The organism is Flavobacterium sp. 1355 (assembly GCF_017833415.1).
GTDB lineage: Bacteria > Bacteroidota > Bacteroidia > Flavobacteriales > Flavobacteriaceae > Flavobacterium.
The window spans coordinates 172,012-187,906 of the sequence record NZ_JAFICC010000005.1 but is presented as its reverse complement, the minus strand read 5'-3'; the positions used below and the strand labels follow the sequence as shown (position 1 = coordinate 187,906).

Genomic DNA, 15,895 nt, shown 5'->3' with positions numbered 1-15,895 from the left:
GATTAATTAAACTTAGCTCTAAACTCTAAGGGTGTTTCGTTTGTTTTGTTTTTGAACAATTTACTAAAGCTCTGAAGGTGTTCGAATCCCAGCTCATACGCAATTTCACTAATTGACAAACTAGTAGTAGAAAGTTTTTCTTTGGCTTTTTCGATGAGCTTATTGTGAATATGCTGCTGCGTATTCTGACCAGTATGAAGCTTCAGTAAATTGCTTAAATAATCTGAAGAAACATTCATATTATCAGCAACAGTCTGGACAGAAAGAAGATTTCTTTCGTCACGGTTTTTATCATCAAAATAATTATTCAAAAATTCTTCAACTTTTGATAGTATTTGATGACTGCTGATTTTTCTTGTAAGAAATTGGCGATTGTAATATCTGTCGCAATATTTGAGCAGCAATTCTATCTGCGCAATTATTAAATCCTGCGTAAATCTATCAATGTTGATGTGGTATTCTTCTCTTATATTTTCAAAAATATTTACAATGATATTTTCCTCTTTTTCAGAAAGAAATAGTGCTTCATTAATTGAATAATCAAAAAACGTGTAGTTCTTAATATTTTTTGCCAGTGATGAATTCCATAAAAAATCAGGGTGAATTTGCAATAAATACCCCGCGCCTTTATGTAATGAATCAGGATCCTGCTCCAGTCGCAAAACCTGCCCCGGTGCTATAAATGACATTATACCTTCGTCAAAATCGTAAACCTGCTGACCATAATAGAGTTTGGCTCCAATATCGCGTTTTAAAGCAATAGAATAAAAATCCATCACAATGTTTGTCGTTTTTTCATCATCAGGGAATTTTACCTGTGCATAATCGACCAGACTTATTAAAGGATGTTCCGGCTTAGGAAGCCCTCTAAAGCGATGATACTCTGTGATGCTTTTTATTCTAATTACTTCCATAGATACAAATTTACATTTTTTTGACACTCTCAATTCAGATGAATTCTTTTAAAAGTATATTCAAAAAATTATTATACGAATGCCAATTAGATTTTTTATTCCTGTTTGCTCTGCATCAAAAGACCAAACCAGTCTTCTAAATGCCAGGTATGGGTAAGTTTGCCATTTTGCATATAATGAAATTCATGCAGTGCTATTGTTACTTTCTTATTCGTTGGAGGGATTCCCATAATTTCCTTTACATGCGTAAATTGCATTGAGGCTCTTACAGCTGCACGCTCGTGACTGCCAAATATCTCATGAATTACGATTTCTATATCAGGACATAATTCGAACAAAAATTTCATAATTGCCTGCAGTCCTTTTGGGTTATCTTCTTGATGTGGTGCGAGCGGAATATCTTTCCAGTCGGGCATGCAGACTTCGTCTAATACTTCTGGCTTTTTAAGTTTCCATGCTGCATAAAACCTTTCAATGGTATCTATTTCCTGTTTCGAAAGAGCTTTGACTACTCCTTTATCTTCTTTTTCCATTTTATATTCTTCTAATTGTATGTAACATTCAGCTTATCAACTATGATCAACTATTTTTAAGTCTAATTATAGATTTGAACCTCCTGAAATTTCTATTCGCTGAGCATTAATCCACCCGCCGGCATCACTGCATAAAAAGGCTACCACTCCCCCAATGTCCTCGGGTAGTCCAACTCTTCCAAGAGCAGTTTGCGAAGCCAGGTATTGGTTCATTTCTACATTGTCACGTACCGCACCGCCCATAATATCGGTTTCGATAGCACCCGGAGCAATAACATTTACTCTTATGTTTCTTGCACCGAGTTCTTTTGCCTGATATTTTGTCAATGTCTCCATTGCTCCTTTTAGTGCTGCATAAGCTGCAAATCCCGGCGTGGCAAAACGGGTTAGTCCTGAAGAAACATTTACAATTCCTCCGTAAGCTCTTAGTAATGGCAATAATTTTTGTGTAAGAAAAAATGGACCTCTAAGGTGTACATTTTCCATTTCTGTAAATTGAGCTTCATTGATAGCATCAAAATTTGCATAGTGAATAAACCCCGCATTATTAATCAAAAAATCAATACCATCTGAGTGGAAGTAATTGGTTATTTGGTCTCCAAGATCTTTTCTAAACATATCAAAACTAGAAGAATCTGAGACGTCTAGTCTTATAGCGGCCGCCTTTTGTCCGATATCATGAATTTGTTTTACAACATTTTCTGCTGTTTCTTTTTGAGTGTTATAGGTTAAAACTATATCCAATCCGTTTTTGGCAAGATTGATTGCCATATCTTTTCCAAGACCGCGGCTCCCTCCTGTTACTACTGCAATTTTACTTTGCGATGACATAATGATTATTTTTAGTATTATTATGTTGCAAATTTGCGCAGATACAGAAAAGAAAATTTAGCCAAAACCATAATTTAAGTAGCCAAAACTGGTAAAATGGAATTGCCGACAACTTTAGTGGCAAGAACGACATTCAAATAATGATGGTGAGCTTATTCCTTGAAGCATTCCCAACAACCCAGATAAATTTACAAAATTCAGTTTTTAAAAAATCTCGTCAATCCCCGACAGGACATCCAAACCAAATTTATAAAGCCAATGAAAGACAGCCCTTGCCAGTAATAAGCCAATCTCTTCAAATCTTCCATAAATTTTACTGTAATTTGTCCGGCGAGGTCACAAAAAGCCAACAGGCGCCAATTGAAGACAATTGGCACCTTATTTTACTTAAAAAACTTTTAATCAATACATTAGTAGATTTTTTGTTTTCGTTTCCTTTTTATTAGACAAAAAAACAAGAAAATATTTTACGAAAAAATACTTGTTTTTTTGCACCACCTGTAAATTAGAAATACAACAATTGAATTTAATTTTACATTTCTCCAATTTACATTTCTCCAACGCAAAATAGGCCCTGCAGCCCTAGCCCTGATTGCTTCGCCAGTTCGCTCCGCTCGTGTGCAGTGGAAATCCTTTTGTGCCGGGGTTCGGCACAAAAGATTGGAACGGATAGCGGGAAAAAGCTCCAAAAAAAATATTTAAAAAAAAACAAACAGCCCAACCCGCCCCGCAACACTCTCTTTAAAAAAAAAACAACAGCAATAATCTAATTCAAAAAATAAAACGACAAACTCCCATACAACCAAAAATTACCACAAGCACCACCGTAATTCCCAAAACCCGATCAAAGACCCAAAAACCACAGCCAAAAACACCCAACCCCTATGACCCGCAGAACCCTTAAAAGGAACCCCAAAGCGACCCCAAAGACATAACCGGAAAGGACATCGAAAAGGGCCTTATAGAGAATGACCCTTTAAAGGAGTTTGAAAGGGATATTGAGACTAACAAGGGCGATGAGGCTGAAAACGACGCCTTTGAGAACATAGCGCCCGAAAAGGACATTCCGATAAGGAAAAGAATTCGAAATTGGGCGGCTGGGTAATGAGGAGCTTTAAAAAGGTGAAATAACCAGAAATGAGACAGGTCAGATTACAACAGGCAATACTAAACCTTCCCAGAGAAAATTTTAATGTACCCAGATTATCCCGCAGGAAAGGAAACTGAAAATACTACTTAGCAACCTCTTTTTCAATAAGTAATAATTAACAGCTGTATTTCAAAATCAGCCGGGCATTAAAGGGGTTGCAGCTGTCAAATGAATTTCCTCTACCGGATCGGTTTGATCTTCTGCCTGACGCGATTGGTCATTAAACCAAAAAGATTTAATATTATTCTTATATTCGCTAAAAAGCATATAATTGCACAAAGCCAGCTAAAAAAAATCGTATTGGTGCCATTTTATGGCCGATATAAATTAGTTACCAGCAAGCGCCAAGCAAATTCAGAAATCTAACACAATACTGAAATGTTTAATAGACTATTTAAGAAAAAAACAAAACAACTTTCGAAAGTTGAATTCTGGGGAAAGTATGAGTTTTTTGAACTAATTGCTGACTTGCATCTAGCAGAAAAATTATTATCCGAATTTAAGGGAGGATATTGTAGACAGTTTGACTCAGCCGAAGATTTTCACAAAGCTCTAATAGAAGGAATTTTTGACGTTGAGTTTGATAACGTACCAGATTTTACTCAAATATGGAATTGGTTTGCTCCTACTTGTGAATGGGATAGTTTTGCAGGAATCGAAGGATTTGAATTAGGAAACAGAATTTTTATGAGAACTGATTATTGGAAAAAGAATCACGACTTTATTTCTGGAACAAAGATTTCTGTAAATGGAGAATTTGGAGTGATAGTAAAATCAGAACTTGACAAGCCAAATTTATTTGGAACTATACGTTGGGATACAGCTAAAGAATATGATACTGAAGATTGGAATGGAATGTTTGGAACATTTACAAAGATCGGTGGAAAAATAATTGACCAAAATCATGTATTTAAACACATCAACGATGATGGAACTAAAAAAACAATAACAGACTAAAAAACCAGCTGGTAACAGCCGTTTGACGAGATTGGGGTTTTAGGCTGAAATTAAAGATGGTTTTGTATTTGGAAAATTTGTGTTTACCGAAAAGTCCCGCATCCTTATTCCCCAACCTCGCCAAGCGCCAGAACGTTAGCAGATATTTTGAAAACAATCGCATATCAAAAATGAAAATAATAAAATATCTAATACTCGCTTTATTTATTTCTTTTCTATCATGTAGAGAGAAGAACAATAAGGAATCCGAATATAATAAATATGTAAAATTGCTTTGGAAAAATGCAAAATTTGATTGGATGCCATCTTCCTTAATTTCTAATAACAATCAATTATATTTTGCAGATTTAAATAATAATTTTTATTCTGTAAATATAGAAAATGCAAATGTTGATATAAATTTCAAAACTGATTATAATCCGATTCATAAGCCATTGATATTTAAGCAAAATTTATTTTTGACAGAATATGGAAATGATTTAAATTGTTTTGATAAAGGCGGAAAATTAAAATGGAAAATTAATGGCGAAATAAATTTAAGATATGATCTAGCCGGATATAATCAATCAATTTATGGTTCAGTACAAGGAAATGGATTTAGTAAAATAAATAAAACTAATGGAAAAGTAATATGGTTTCTCCCGAAGGATTCTAACATTACACAGACAAATAAACCAGCATTTTTTAAAGAAACAATTTATATAGGTTTTTCAGCCCTAAGAGTTAAACTCCTGGCAATTAACGATGAGAATGCAAAAATAATTTGGGAAAATAAATATAAAAATTTCGAAACTATAAGGCAATATATAACTGAAAAAGGACTTTTAGTTTTACTTGATAAAAATTTCAAAAACGGAAAAGTTTTAATGTTGAATTATGAGAATGGAAATGAAATCTGGTCTAAATCTTTAAATTGTGATTTATTGTATGAACCTTGTCTTGTAAATAAAAATATAATTTTAAGTACTTATGACAACAAAATCATTTCTTTAAATATTGAAAATGGAAAGACAAATTGGATATTAAACTTAAATAAAGACCAAGCAGATACTAATATTATTAATTATAAAGAAAATGTTTATTTTGGAACAATGAATAGAAATGTATATTCTGTAACTATAAATAAAGGAAAGATTAATTTTATTCAACCTTTTAATTATGGAATCATAACACCTATTGTTGAAAAAAACAGAATATATTTCCCGACTGGTGGAAATGAAATTTGGGTACTAAAATAAAAAACATCTGCTAACAGCGTTACACGAGATTTTGGTATTTGGCTGAATTTAAAGATGGTTTTATACTTGGAAAATTTGTGTTTAACCGAAAAACCTCGCATCTTTAATCCCAAACCTCGTGTAGCGCCAGAACGTTAGAATTCCGCATCTTTATTCCCCCCGGCTAATAAAAAAGAAACAATTGTGGAAATTTTAGAATTACACAGATCAAAACCATCATTAAAATTATGAAACGACTTTCGTTACTAGTGGTTTATGTATTGATTTTCCTCATTTCTTGCCATAAGAATGCATCAAATTTTGAATATGACCCGACAGTTCCCTATCCGCTTTTAAATCCAGGAGACTTTTGGCCTGATACGTTTGATCAAAGAGGATTGCAAAACGCCATTATATATCGTGACAGGATATATTGCAATACAATTGATGTTGGAGGAGATGCTAACTTTCTTTATTGTTTGAATCCCAGGAACGGACTTGTTGTCTGGCGCACGCATGTTGGTGCTTTTGCGAGTCAACCTGCATCTTTCCAGGACAGCAGGGTTATTTATTGTTCCTACTTAGGCGATATCGCTACATTTAACAATGATGGAAAAATGATATGGAAAGCTAAATTCGATTATCCTTACGGCGGGCATTCGGTTGACACAACCAATGCTACATTACTGGTGAAGACCGTTTATTGGCAATATGTGTCCACTTATGATATTGAGTCGGGAAAACTAATTTCAAAAACCAAAAATGACTCTTTACAACAACTTATTTATAACGCAAAAGTAAATCATTGTCATATGAAAAATCATCAGTATCGCTTTATAAGATCTAATAAAACCTACACTGTTAAATGCGAACCATTGAAATCCAGTGAAGTTTGTGAATATGAAATTGAAATAACCAAATAACTACCGCTAATAGCCACTAAAGGAGACGTTAAAAAAATGCTGCATTTACAGGCAATGCGTTTAAAAAATTAGGGAAACATAAAGCCGGAATACCGAAAGCTGGAATTTGCCGGCAGAAACAAAAAATGCACTTTATACTTAAAAATAAATACAAACCAACCTCTTAATGAAAATAAAACTACTCTTACCCGTACTTGCATTTTATTGTATTTCGCTGAATTATTGTTTCTCCCAAACTAACAGAAAAGAATTAGAAACAGAAATTAATATGGAGATTGAAAGTAAAATTAAAGATTTAAAAGAAGAAGTCGAATCACAACAAATGAATCCTTTTACAAAAAACATTTATTCTGAATTTGCAATCGATACTTTTAAAATCCAATACCTTAACAGAAGATTAAACGGGACCCTAAAACTTAATACTACAGAAGCACTAGAACTTATCAAAAACAAAACCCGGGAGTACGAAAAATTAGTAGAGAAATATTATGCCCTTTCAAAAAAGCAATGCAATGCAGCTGAAAGGACAGAACTGGTAATAGCGCAAAGTGCCTGGAAAAATTTTAAAATTAAAGAGTTTAATTGGTTCTCAAAAAGATTTGACGGCAGTCCGCTTGATACTAATTATTACGCTGAATATTGCGAAATAATAAGACAGAGGGTTTTAAATTTATATTTTTACTTTACGGATTTAACAGAGCATTAGAAATAAAACCAGAAGTTAACACTTGCTACAAGGGAACTGGACACCTGGCTTAGTTTAAAAACGGTCTGTAATTGCGGGTTTTGCTTCGCCTGTTCGCTTCGCTTCCCTCGTGTGCAAAAGATTGCAACATATAGCAGGAGCAGCTCCTAAAAAAACAATATTAATACAATTGATGATGCTTATCATCCCGCCCGGATCCGGGTAACAATTCCCATCCCGGTTAATTCAGGCCCTGCAGCTCCGCCCAATGGCAGATCAAAAAGTAAAAAAAAATTATTTTTTGTCCCAGCGATAATTATTTTATTTTCCATAAATTTACTTAAAATCAACAGCCGTTATAGCGCATATCCTTTGGGTTAAATAAAGATGTAGCCATGTCAGAAAAAGCAGAAACCAATACCGACAGATGGAGTATTTTTAAACCCTTTTTTACTCCAATAGAGGTTCCTGCCAGGACCATACTGCTGGAAGAAGGCAGCATTTCAAAAACCATGTTCTTCATTGAAAAAGGGTGTCTGAGAACCTGGATCAATAATAACGGGAAAGACATAACCACACAGTTTTTTTTTGAAGGCGGCGGTGTGTCGTCCATTGAAAGCTTTATGACCGGCAAACCCAGTCTGTACGCTATTGAAAGCATTGAGCCCTGTGTTATACAAACCATCACGCAAAAAGATTTCCAGGATACGCTGCGGAATTCACCGGAACTAAAAGATACTATAGTGGAACATTTGTATATGAGGCTTCTAAAAAACCAGCAGGTTTTCTTTTCCTATCTTAAAAATACTCCTCAGCAGCGTTATGAGCAGCTGCTGGCAGAGCATCCCGAAATTATACAACGTATCCCACAGCATTACATCGCTTCCTATTTAGGAATCACTTCTGTATCGCTGAGCAGGATTCGCAACAGACGATAAAACTTTTTTAACAATTGTTATCGATAGTCTGCCCTATGATTTGCCAATTTTGTGCTTGAATCACCATAGAAATTGCAAGGCATATGATACACGTATTTAAAACATCAGTCAAAAACAAAACACAAATTAAAAAATTAAAGCCTGTTCTTGATTCAAACTTCCAGGACATACAGTGGAATTTTGACCTTGAAGATTGTGATAAAATTTTGCGTATTGAAAGTAAAAAAAACATCGGCAAAAAAGTGATCCGTCTTCTCAGGAGATATCATTTTGATTGTAAGGAGCTGGAGTAATCCAGCTTTAATTCATTCCAAGATGATTCAGACCAACTATATTTCTTAACAATTGTTATCGTCCAAATACCCCTTACTGCTGCATCTTTGCCTTGTAAATAATAAACAATTCAAAAATGAAAGTAGTTATTGTGTTCAACCACCCCTATGAAAAAAGTTACTGTAGCGCCATTTTGGAAGCAGTTATTAAAGGTCTTCAAAAAGGGAAGCACCAGGTAGATCTTATGCATCTGGATACTGATAATTTCAATCCGGTAATGTCTAAAGAAGACCTGAAGGCCTTTGTAGCCCATACGCCGGTTGATCCCCAGGTTATAGATTACAACAATCGTTTGAAAAACGCAGATCATTTGATTTTCATTTTTCCCATTTGGTGGGATCTCATGCCCGCCATGACCAAAGGATTTGTCGACAGGGTTCTCGCGCCCGGTATCGTCTATGACCATCATCCCAGGGGTTTTGGGCTTATACCACTATTGAAAAATTTAAAAGGTGTAACTATTATCACCACAATGAATAAACCCAGGATAATGTACTCTTTGCTCATCGGCAATCTGATTCGAAAAGCAATGCTCAGAAGTGTTTTTAAAACTATGGGATATAAGAATTTAAACTGGATCAGTCATAACATGGTCAAATCAGTTACCCAAAAAAAGAGAGTAAAATGGTTAGATGATTTAGAAAAAAGATTTACTGATTTTAGATAACATTAATGCAATAAAAAATATCCCATTCATCCAGCCGAAAACTAAAGCAAAGAAACTTTTTCTTTTCCCCTATGCTCCAATGGCTTGTCGAATTTCATTTTAATCATCCCTTTAACGGACAGCGGGAAGAGCTTCCAAAAAATAATATTATAAAGATGCTAATTCTGTAATATTATGCCGGCAGGCTGTAACCCCGGGTTAAAAGAAAAGTTCATCTTTGACGGCGTAAAGAATGCCATTCCTAAAACAGTTTCAGTACAAAGCCTTAAAAACAACGCAAAGAGCAACATTCCAGCCCTTAGATAACTTAAGTAAACATAAATGGAAGATTATGTTATGGACACCCCGCCTAGCTCGAGGTGTATCATAAGAATATAGACCGATAGTTCATCCGACATACCTGAAAACATCGCCCTGATGCCGGCCATGCAGTAAATCAGTAAGACCCTGCCCCTGAACCCTCTGACTTTAAAGAAAAAAAATCCCACCTACATTACTGCCCCTCTGATCTTGCAGATAATCCATAGCTTTTTTGGGACTTACAGCATACAGGTTTAACACCATATAGGGCTTAACGCTCTATTTTTAAAATGCCGAGGCAACTGTTTTATAGGATTTTATCCTAATTCTATAAATTTATTTTTAAAGTATTACGTATATTACTGCTATAAATTAATAGAACCCTTATGCGAAATATAATTGTAATCGGCGCCTCGGCAGGCGGCATTCCCGCGATCAAAAGCGTGCTTGGGGGATTGGGGGGCCAGATGGACGCCGCGTTTTTTATCGTGCAGCATCTCTCGCGGGATTCCAGCGCGCAGAACATTATCGAAATTTTTCAACGGCACACTTCCCTTGTCTGTGAAGTTGCTTCTGACGGGATGCCGTTCCAGGCCGGGCACCTCTATCTGGCACCACCCGATCATCATCTTATTCTGGAGGAAGAACATATGAGGGTCACCTCGGGGGCCTATGAAAACAAACACCGTCCCTCAGTCGATGCGCTGTTCCGCTCCGCTGCAGTGGCTTACGGCAACAGGGTAATCGGCATTGTCCTTACCGGAACTCTCGAGGACGGCACCTCGGGCATGTCGGCCATCAAGCGCTGCGGGGGCACCTGTATCGTGCAGGACCCATCCCTGGCGCAATTCTACAGCATGCCCCAAAGCGTCCTTAACAATGTACCGGTGGATTATAAGGCCCCACTGGAAGAAATTCCACTGCGGATCCGTGAGGTTTTAAACGCACCGCTTCCTTTAGAGGTAGCCATTCCCGATGAACTGCGCATTGAAGCGGATATTACCAAAAGAATGATGAGCAATATTGATGAGATGAAAAGCATCGCGGAGCGCAGCGATTTTGTCTGTCCGGACTGCGGAGGGGGGCTCTGGGCGGTAAAGAATGACCCGGCCCATCGCTACCGCTGTCACACAGGCCATACCTATACCGCAAAACTATTGGAGAAATTGCAGCGCGAAAAACTCGAAGAGTCGCTCTGGGTCTCCATCAGGATGCTGGAGGAAAGAAGCAATCTCTATAAGGTAATGGCAGGGAGATATTCAAATGCAGGCCATTCAAGCGGCCATCTGCAGCGTATTGAAGACACAGAGCATCATATTAATCGGCTTAAAAAGCTTTTGCAGGACCTCGGCTCGCAGGGCCTGTAGGTCCTGCAAAAGCAACTTACACCAAGCCGGCCAGCTGTGGGATTCTACTGCCGGGGTTAGCTCGTTTTTCGCTGTAATTGTTAAGTACAGTAGATAGGTCCGGCGGATTGCCCCCATACTGCAAAGACCGCTATTTGCCGTTCATTATTCCCAGCAGGAAAAAGGCACTTCCAAGGCTTTAATTTTATAATGAAGGCCCTGAATGTTATAAGAGATATATTTCAGTGTTTTTGGATATTTGTAAGCTAAAGAACTGACACTATGAAAACATTTATACGAAACAACGGGCTCTCAGTTTGTTTTTTTCTTTTATTTCTGGGTGCTATGGCGGGGCAGCTTTTTTTTGGTTTTGAAGAACACAACAAAGAACTTCTGCAAGAAAATGCCAGAGGGATTACCCTGGGGGCCTATTTAAGCTCCGGGCATTTCCTGCAGGCTACTTTTGAGAATTGGGAAAGCGAATTTCTTCAAATGGCACTGCTTGTTATCTGCACCATATTCCTTCAGCAAAAAGGCTCATCAGAATCTAAGGATTTTGATAAAGACGAAGAAGTGGACAGGGAACCTTCATCCAGAAGAAAGAATGCTCCATGGCCCGTGAAAAAAGGAGGATGGATCCTTACTCTTTACAAACATTCACTTACTATTTCTTTACTGCTGCTTTTTATCGTTTCGTTTGTTCTTCATTTTTATGGCAGCCTTAAAGATGAAAACGAGCAGCTTAAAGTGAAAGGTCTTCCTTTGGAGAGCGCTTTTGATTATATCGGGGATTCGGGATTTTGGTTCGAATCGTTCCAAAACTGGCAAAGCGAGTTTCTTTCTGTATTTGCCATTGTCATACTGTCCATTTACCTGCGTCAAATTGGATCTCCGCAATCCAAGCCTGTTGGTGCCCCAAATAGGCAAACCGGAGCATAAAATATATGTTGAATAAAATTAATTGTTATGCCATCAGAGATTATAATACAATGCAGTGAAGCTATAGCGGCAAAGGGCTGGAATATCGCCTTTGCTGAAAGCGCATCAGCGGGAAAGCTAAGCGCTGAATTTTCCCTGACGCCTTTATCGGGAAAAGTTTTACGCGGCGGTATCGTTTGTTACGAAGTTTTTGTCAAGGAACAGATACTTCATGTTCCCCACACTCTTATTGAGCAGTATACGCCCGAATCTGAAGAAGTTACAGAGGTGCTTGCCGAACGGACCGCCTTTATATTCCATTCTGATATAACGGTTGCCCTTACAGGCCTTACCACAGAAGGTGGCAGTGAGACGGCAGAGAAACCGGTTGGAACGATTTTTCTGCATATCCTTACACCAGTGGGAACAATAAAACACAGGGAAGTATTTACAGGTACTCCGGAGGAAATTGTATCGCAGGCAGCAGATAAAACTGCGATGCTTATTATCGAAAAAATAGAATAATATACCAAATCATATAATTATGAATTGTACATTTCAAAAAGGACAAGAAGTTAAACAGGAGTTTGGCGGCCCGGTTATGAAGACAATAGGTTTTGAACCTGAACTCATTGAAAATGTTAGTTCTTACATAAAAATACAAAACGCTATAAGACAGCACCTTACACGATAACACATCGGATCTTACAGCATTCAAACAATTATAATATCTGGAAGTTTTATGCTGTCACCAAAAGCATATCGGGTGCAGCGCAGCTTCTGCCAAAATAAATACCGCCGATTACCTGGCTGCATATTGTCCGTTTAAAATGCAGTTATTTCCTGAAGTCTTACAACAGAGGTTCCCTGGGGCAATTTCCAGGGTGCCTTTGCCAGCTTCATTGCCAGCACCTCTGTTGGCAGGGGTTTGTATTTATTGAGCAGTCCGATGCCATTAAAAAAACCAAGGACTTTCAACATTATCTTCTCGCCGGTTCTGTCTGTTCCCTGGCGCAAAAGAGGCCCGGGCCTGAATATGATATACTGTCCGAAATCAAGTTCGGCAATGGCAGTTTCCAATTCGCCTTTCATTCTGGAATAGAAAATCCTGCTGTTTGGAGAGGCGCCATCTGAGGAGACCAAGACTACTGAGCTCACCCTGTTCTGCCTGGCAATTTTGGCAAAATTGGCGGGAATCTCAAAATCAATCTCCCACTGTTTTTGCTGCGATCCTGCATCTTTTAGCGTTGTGCCCAGACAGGAAAAAAGGACGTCTCCGGTAATAAGCCCACTCAACTCATTGAGATTGGCAAAGTCAATAACATGTTCGGTCAGCTTGGGGTGCGATCTTCCTGTCGACCGTCTTACGAAAATAGTAACAGCGGTATAGTCGTTGTCCTGTATCAGTTCATCGAGCAGGAATTTCCCAGTGGAGCCTGTCGCTCCTATCAATAATGCTTTCATAAGTGCTGTTTTAACTATAAGGCAAGCCCTGTATAGGGATTTCAGTTACCCTAAGATAGCAAAAAAATATTCATTCTCATACTATAGGCTATTACCTAGTTTCGGGTGCGTATCTAAGATAAATGTGAAACAGCCGTGAACAAACAAGTTGCAGGGGTGCCAGCATCAACCGCCTTGGCTACTGTTGTTTTTATAAATGGAAAATTTTATAAGAACCGGCAAAAATTATGTAAATTTAAAAAGACCTTTTTGTTGAAATTTGAAAGAATCAGCTCTTAATAGAGGAGTTATTGCACTTTGCTCCCTTTTGCTGATTCTGCGCTTTGAACTGAATTGCAGCGCATTGCCTAATGACATTATAACATCACTTTTTATAAACCAATTATAATCCTATGCATACAGTAACACCATGGAGTGCCACAGCCCAGGCCGATATCGAAAATAGTGAAATACTATTGGAAAGGAAAATCCTCAACTATACCTATCAATTCTACAACACTGGCGATTCCCTTTGGATTGTTGCCATAATGCCCGAAGGCGGAAAAATAGCCTTTCGCGCCGCATTTGCCATGAACAGCACTTTTGAACTGGCCAATCTTCTTGAGAAGGAAAACACTATGGTTATTGTGCTGAATTCAAGATTGGGAAGCTACGAAGTCCGTGTTGATTTCCCGGACTCCATCTTACATTATACCACCACATTCACGGCCAATATGCCCCTGATGATCCCGTTCTCGCCAAGGGATATCCTGCCCCTTACGCAAACTGGAAGCATAGAGAATACCGCTGGAAAAATTCATATGGAACAATTCGGATCGCGATCCGGACTTTTATTTGCAAGCATTACCAGACCGCAGACCGGATCCTTTTTTTATTTTCAAAATCTGACTTCCCTTTCTGAATATTGTGAGGCTACCAAAACCGAATCCAAAAATACTGTTGGCGGGAGCTGGCCGGAAATTGGATTTCAGCTTCCGGCGACCAGGGAGCAGCCGCTGCCTGCAGGCACAGCTTTCACCATTTCAGATGCCTATGTACTACTTGATAGCGAGTTATTTGAGGAAACCACGACGATTTGCGAGCACTTTTTAAATTATCTGGTGAAGATCTATAAAGTCCTTGAGCAGCCCAGAATCGACTATCACAACTGGCCGGAAATAGCCCAAAAAGTGATTGCGGATTTAACCCACAACAAAGGCGCCTGGACGCAAAAAGACGGAAAGCCCTATTTAAGCGCCTACCTGTGCGACTATGAAACCCCTCCCGAGAGCATGGTGCAGCTCGCCGTACTGGCCCCTTTTAAGGAATATGAAAAATGGAGCGCCGAAAAACAGCCCATCTGCGAGGATTTGATCAGAGGGCTGCCCGCTTTTTACGATCTCAAAATAAACTGCATCAACCGCTGGCTTCCCTCGATGATGGATAAACTTGATAAGTCTGAAGAGCAAAAGAAAGAAATGGTAATGGATTCCTGGTACCTGCATCATCCGCTGATGAATCTGGCAAGGCTCGCTTTAGAGGGAGACAAAACCGCAGAGAAGCTCGTTCTGGATTCTATAGACTATGTAATAAAAGTGGCGCATCATTTTGATTATACATGGCCTGTATTTTATAAGATGCAGACCCTTGAGGTTATCAAGGAAGAAACCGCGCCGGGCGCCGGCGGAGAAAATGATGTTCCGGGTTCTTACGCGCATTTGATGTTACTGGTTTTTAAGCTTACCAAAGAAAAGCGTTATCTGAACGAAGCGGAAAAAGCGGCAAAAAAACTGGAAGATCTCGGGCTTGATATTTTATACCAGGCCAATAATACCGCCTTTGCAGCCGGCGCATTACTGGAACTGTATAAAATTACCCATAAAAAATTATACCTGGACTTAAGTTATACCTGCCTTACCGGATTATTTAAAAACATTCAGCTCTATGACTGCAAATACGGCTTTGGCAAGAATTACACGAATTTCTTCTCGATCTTTCCCCTCAATGACGCGCCTTATACGGCCGCCTATGAAGAATTGGAAGTATATGCCGCCCTATCCGAATATATGGTTCAGGCCAAAGATGTGGAAATTTTACCGGCCCTAAAAACACTGCTTCCGGAGTTCATTAAGTATGCGGTTGCAAGGATTGCCTACTATTATCCTGCAATGCTGCCCAAAGAAATGCTTTCAGAAGAAGTAAAAACCGGAGAAATACAGCCGGATTTATGGGTTCCCCTGGAAGATCTGTACAATGGCTGGGAAAAAAGCGGACAGGTAGGTCAGGAAGTCTATGGCGCCGGCATGCCATTTGGCGTGGTGCCAAGGCAATACATTAAAATAGAGGATGACTTTCTGCTTTTTATCGATTATCCTATTATCGGGCAAAACAAAAGAGGAAAATCAATCACCATCCATCTGGATGGTGATATAGCCATGTGCTGTAATTTGAAGATTATAAAACTGGGAGACCGAAAAATTAACATGAAAGTGTTTCAGGATAAAGAACTTCTGAAAGCCTTCCACGAAAATGCTAATAGACACGAGTATAGAGTTTCAGGTCAGAGCGTAATTAAGGTGCAATGGTAAAGCCTCACAATGGAGGAAAGAAAATTTAATACTAAAAAAAGGAGTAAGGATTCCAGAATTGGCTCATTATCAAAATATAAGCTTATGGAAAATCGGGCAATGCCCTGATTAATCCATGCAGTGTAAAGCGATAAATCGCATTTTTTAAATAA

General features: G+C 38.4%; 16 protein-coding genes. 11 read left to right on the top strand and 5 right to left on the bottom strand.

Going from position 1 to position 15,895, the window contains the following annotated elements; translation table 11 throughout:
* Window positions 1-2: 2 nt before the first annotated feature.
* From JOD96_RS08150 to JOD96_RS08140, 3 genes are all read right to left on the bottom strand, one after another.
* Window positions 3-914, bottom strand: a complete 912-nt coding sequence (locus JOD96_RS08150) for a helix-turn-helix domain-containing protein (RefSeq protein WP_209563783.1) — start codon at window positions 912-914, stop codon at window positions 3-5.
* 95 nt (window positions 915-1,009) lie between these two features.
* Complete coding sequence (locus JOD96_RS08145) at window positions 1,010-1,447, bottom strand: ester cyclase (protein WP_209563782.1); 438 nt, start codon at window positions 1,445-1,447, stop codon at window positions 1,010-1,012.
* A 66-nt stretch (window positions 1,448-1,513) separates the two neighbouring features.
* Window positions 1,514-2,278, bottom strand: coding sequence for an SDR family NAD(P)-dependent oxidoreductase (locus tag JOD96_RS08140; RefSeq protein WP_209563781.1), 765 nt, complete (start codon window positions 2,276-2,278; stop codon window positions 1,514-1,516).
* 1,528 nt (window positions 2,279-3,806) lie between these two features.
* On the opposite strand from JOD96_RS08140, the gene JOD96_RS08135 reads away from it, so the two are divergent.
* The 4 genes from JOD96_RS08135 (at window position 3,807) to JOD96_RS08120 (ending at window position 7,231) form a co-directional block, all read left to right on the top strand.
* Window positions 3,807-4,385, top strand: a complete 579-nt coding sequence (locus JOD96_RS08135; RefSeq protein ID WP_209563780.1) for a hypothetical protein — start codon at window positions 3,807-3,809, stop codon at window positions 4,383-4,385.
* 170 nt (window positions 4,386-4,555) lie between these two features.
* Window positions 4,556-5,623: a PQQ-binding-like beta-propeller repeat protein gene (locus tag JOD96_RS08130; RefSeq protein ID WP_209563779.1), complete on the top strand. Its 1,068-nt coding sequence runs from the start codon at window positions 4,556-4,558 to the stop codon at window positions 5,621-5,623.
* A 227-nt stretch (window positions 5,624-5,850) separates the two neighbouring features.
* The gene (locus tag JOD96_RS08125) at window positions 5,851-6,525 is read left to right on the top strand and encodes a PQQ-like beta-propeller repeat protein (RefSeq protein WP_209563778.1); all 675 of its coding nucleotides are present in this window, start codon (window positions 5,851-5,853) and stop codon (window positions 6,523-6,525) included.
* A gap of 166 nt (window positions 6,526-6,691) precedes the next feature.
* On the top strand, window positions 6,692-7,231 hold the full coding sequence (locus JOD96_RS08120; RefSeq protein ID WP_209563777.1) for a hypothetical protein: 540 nt from the start codon (window positions 6,692-6,694) through the stop codon (window positions 7,229-7,231).
* A gap of 182 nt (window positions 7,232-7,413) precedes the next feature.
* On the opposite strand, the gene JOD96_RS22525 is transcribed toward JOD96_RS08120, so the two are convergent.
* A complete protein-coding gene (locus tag JOD96_RS22525) occupies window positions 7,414-7,542 on the bottom strand; it encodes a hypothetical protein (protein ID WP_262898516.1) in 129 nt (42 codons plus the stop codon).
* Window positions 7,543-7,605: 63 nt separating this feature from the next.
* Between JOD96_RS22525 and JOD96_RS08115 the strand changes: the two genes are divergently transcribed.
* The 6 genes from JOD96_RS08115 to JOD96_RS08090 all read left to right on the top strand — a co-directional run bounded on the left by JOD96_RS08115 (window position 7,606) and on the right by JOD96_RS08090 (window position 12,406).
* Window positions 7,606-8,148, top strand: coding sequence for a Crp/Fnr family transcriptional regulator (locus JOD96_RS08115; protein ID WP_209563776.1), 543 nt, complete (start codon window positions 7,606-7,608; stop codon window positions 8,146-8,148).
* A 409-nt stretch (window positions 8,149-8,557) separates the two neighbouring features.
* Entirely contained in the window at window positions 8,558-9,148 is a 591-nt protein-coding gene (locus JOD96_RS08110) for an NAD(P)H-dependent oxidoreductase (protein WP_209563775.1), read from the top strand.
* Between the two features lie 686 nt (window positions 9,149-9,834).
* Window positions 9,835-10,815, top strand: coding sequence for a chemotaxis protein CheB (locus tag JOD96_RS08105; RefSeq protein WP_209563774.1), 981 nt, complete (start codon window positions 9,835-9,837; stop codon window positions 10,813-10,815).
* Between the two features lie 261 nt (window positions 10,816-11,076).
* A complete protein-coding gene (locus tag JOD96_RS08100) occupies window positions 11,077-11,733 on the top strand; it encodes a DUF6766 family protein (RefSeq protein WP_209563773.1) in 657 nt (218 codons plus the stop codon).
* A 27-nt stretch (window positions 11,734-11,760) separates the two neighbouring features.
* Window positions 11,761-12,237 (top strand): CinA family protein, encoded by a 477-nt coding sequence (locus JOD96_RS08095; protein ID WP_209563772.1) that lies wholly within the window; start codon window positions 11,761-11,763, stop codon window positions 12,235-12,237.
* Window positions 12,238-12,256: 19 nt separating this feature from the next.
* Window positions 12,257-12,406 carry a hypothetical protein gene (locus JOD96_RS08090; RefSeq protein ID WP_209563771.1) on the top strand — a complete coding sequence of 50 codons (150 nt, stop codon included), beginning with the start codon at window positions 12,257-12,259 and terminating at the stop codon, window positions 12,404-12,406.
* Window positions 12,407-12,537: 131 nt separating this feature from the next.
* On the opposite strand, the gene JOD96_RS08085 is transcribed toward JOD96_RS08090, so the two are convergent.
* Complete coding sequence (locus JOD96_RS08085; protein WP_209563770.1) at window positions 12,538-13,176, bottom strand: NAD(P)H-binding protein; 639 nt, start codon at window positions 13,174-13,176, stop codon at window positions 12,538-12,540.
* A 392-nt stretch (window positions 13,177-13,568) separates the two neighbouring features.
* Here JOD96_RS08085 and JOD96_RS08080 point away from each other — a divergent pair, with 392 nt between their 5' ends.
* Window positions 13,569-15,743, top strand: a complete 2,175-nt coding sequence (locus JOD96_RS08080) for a hypothetical protein (RefSeq protein WP_209563769.1) — start codon at window positions 13,569-13,571, stop codon at window positions 15,741-15,743.
* Window positions 15,744-15,895 lie beyond the last annotated feature (152 nt).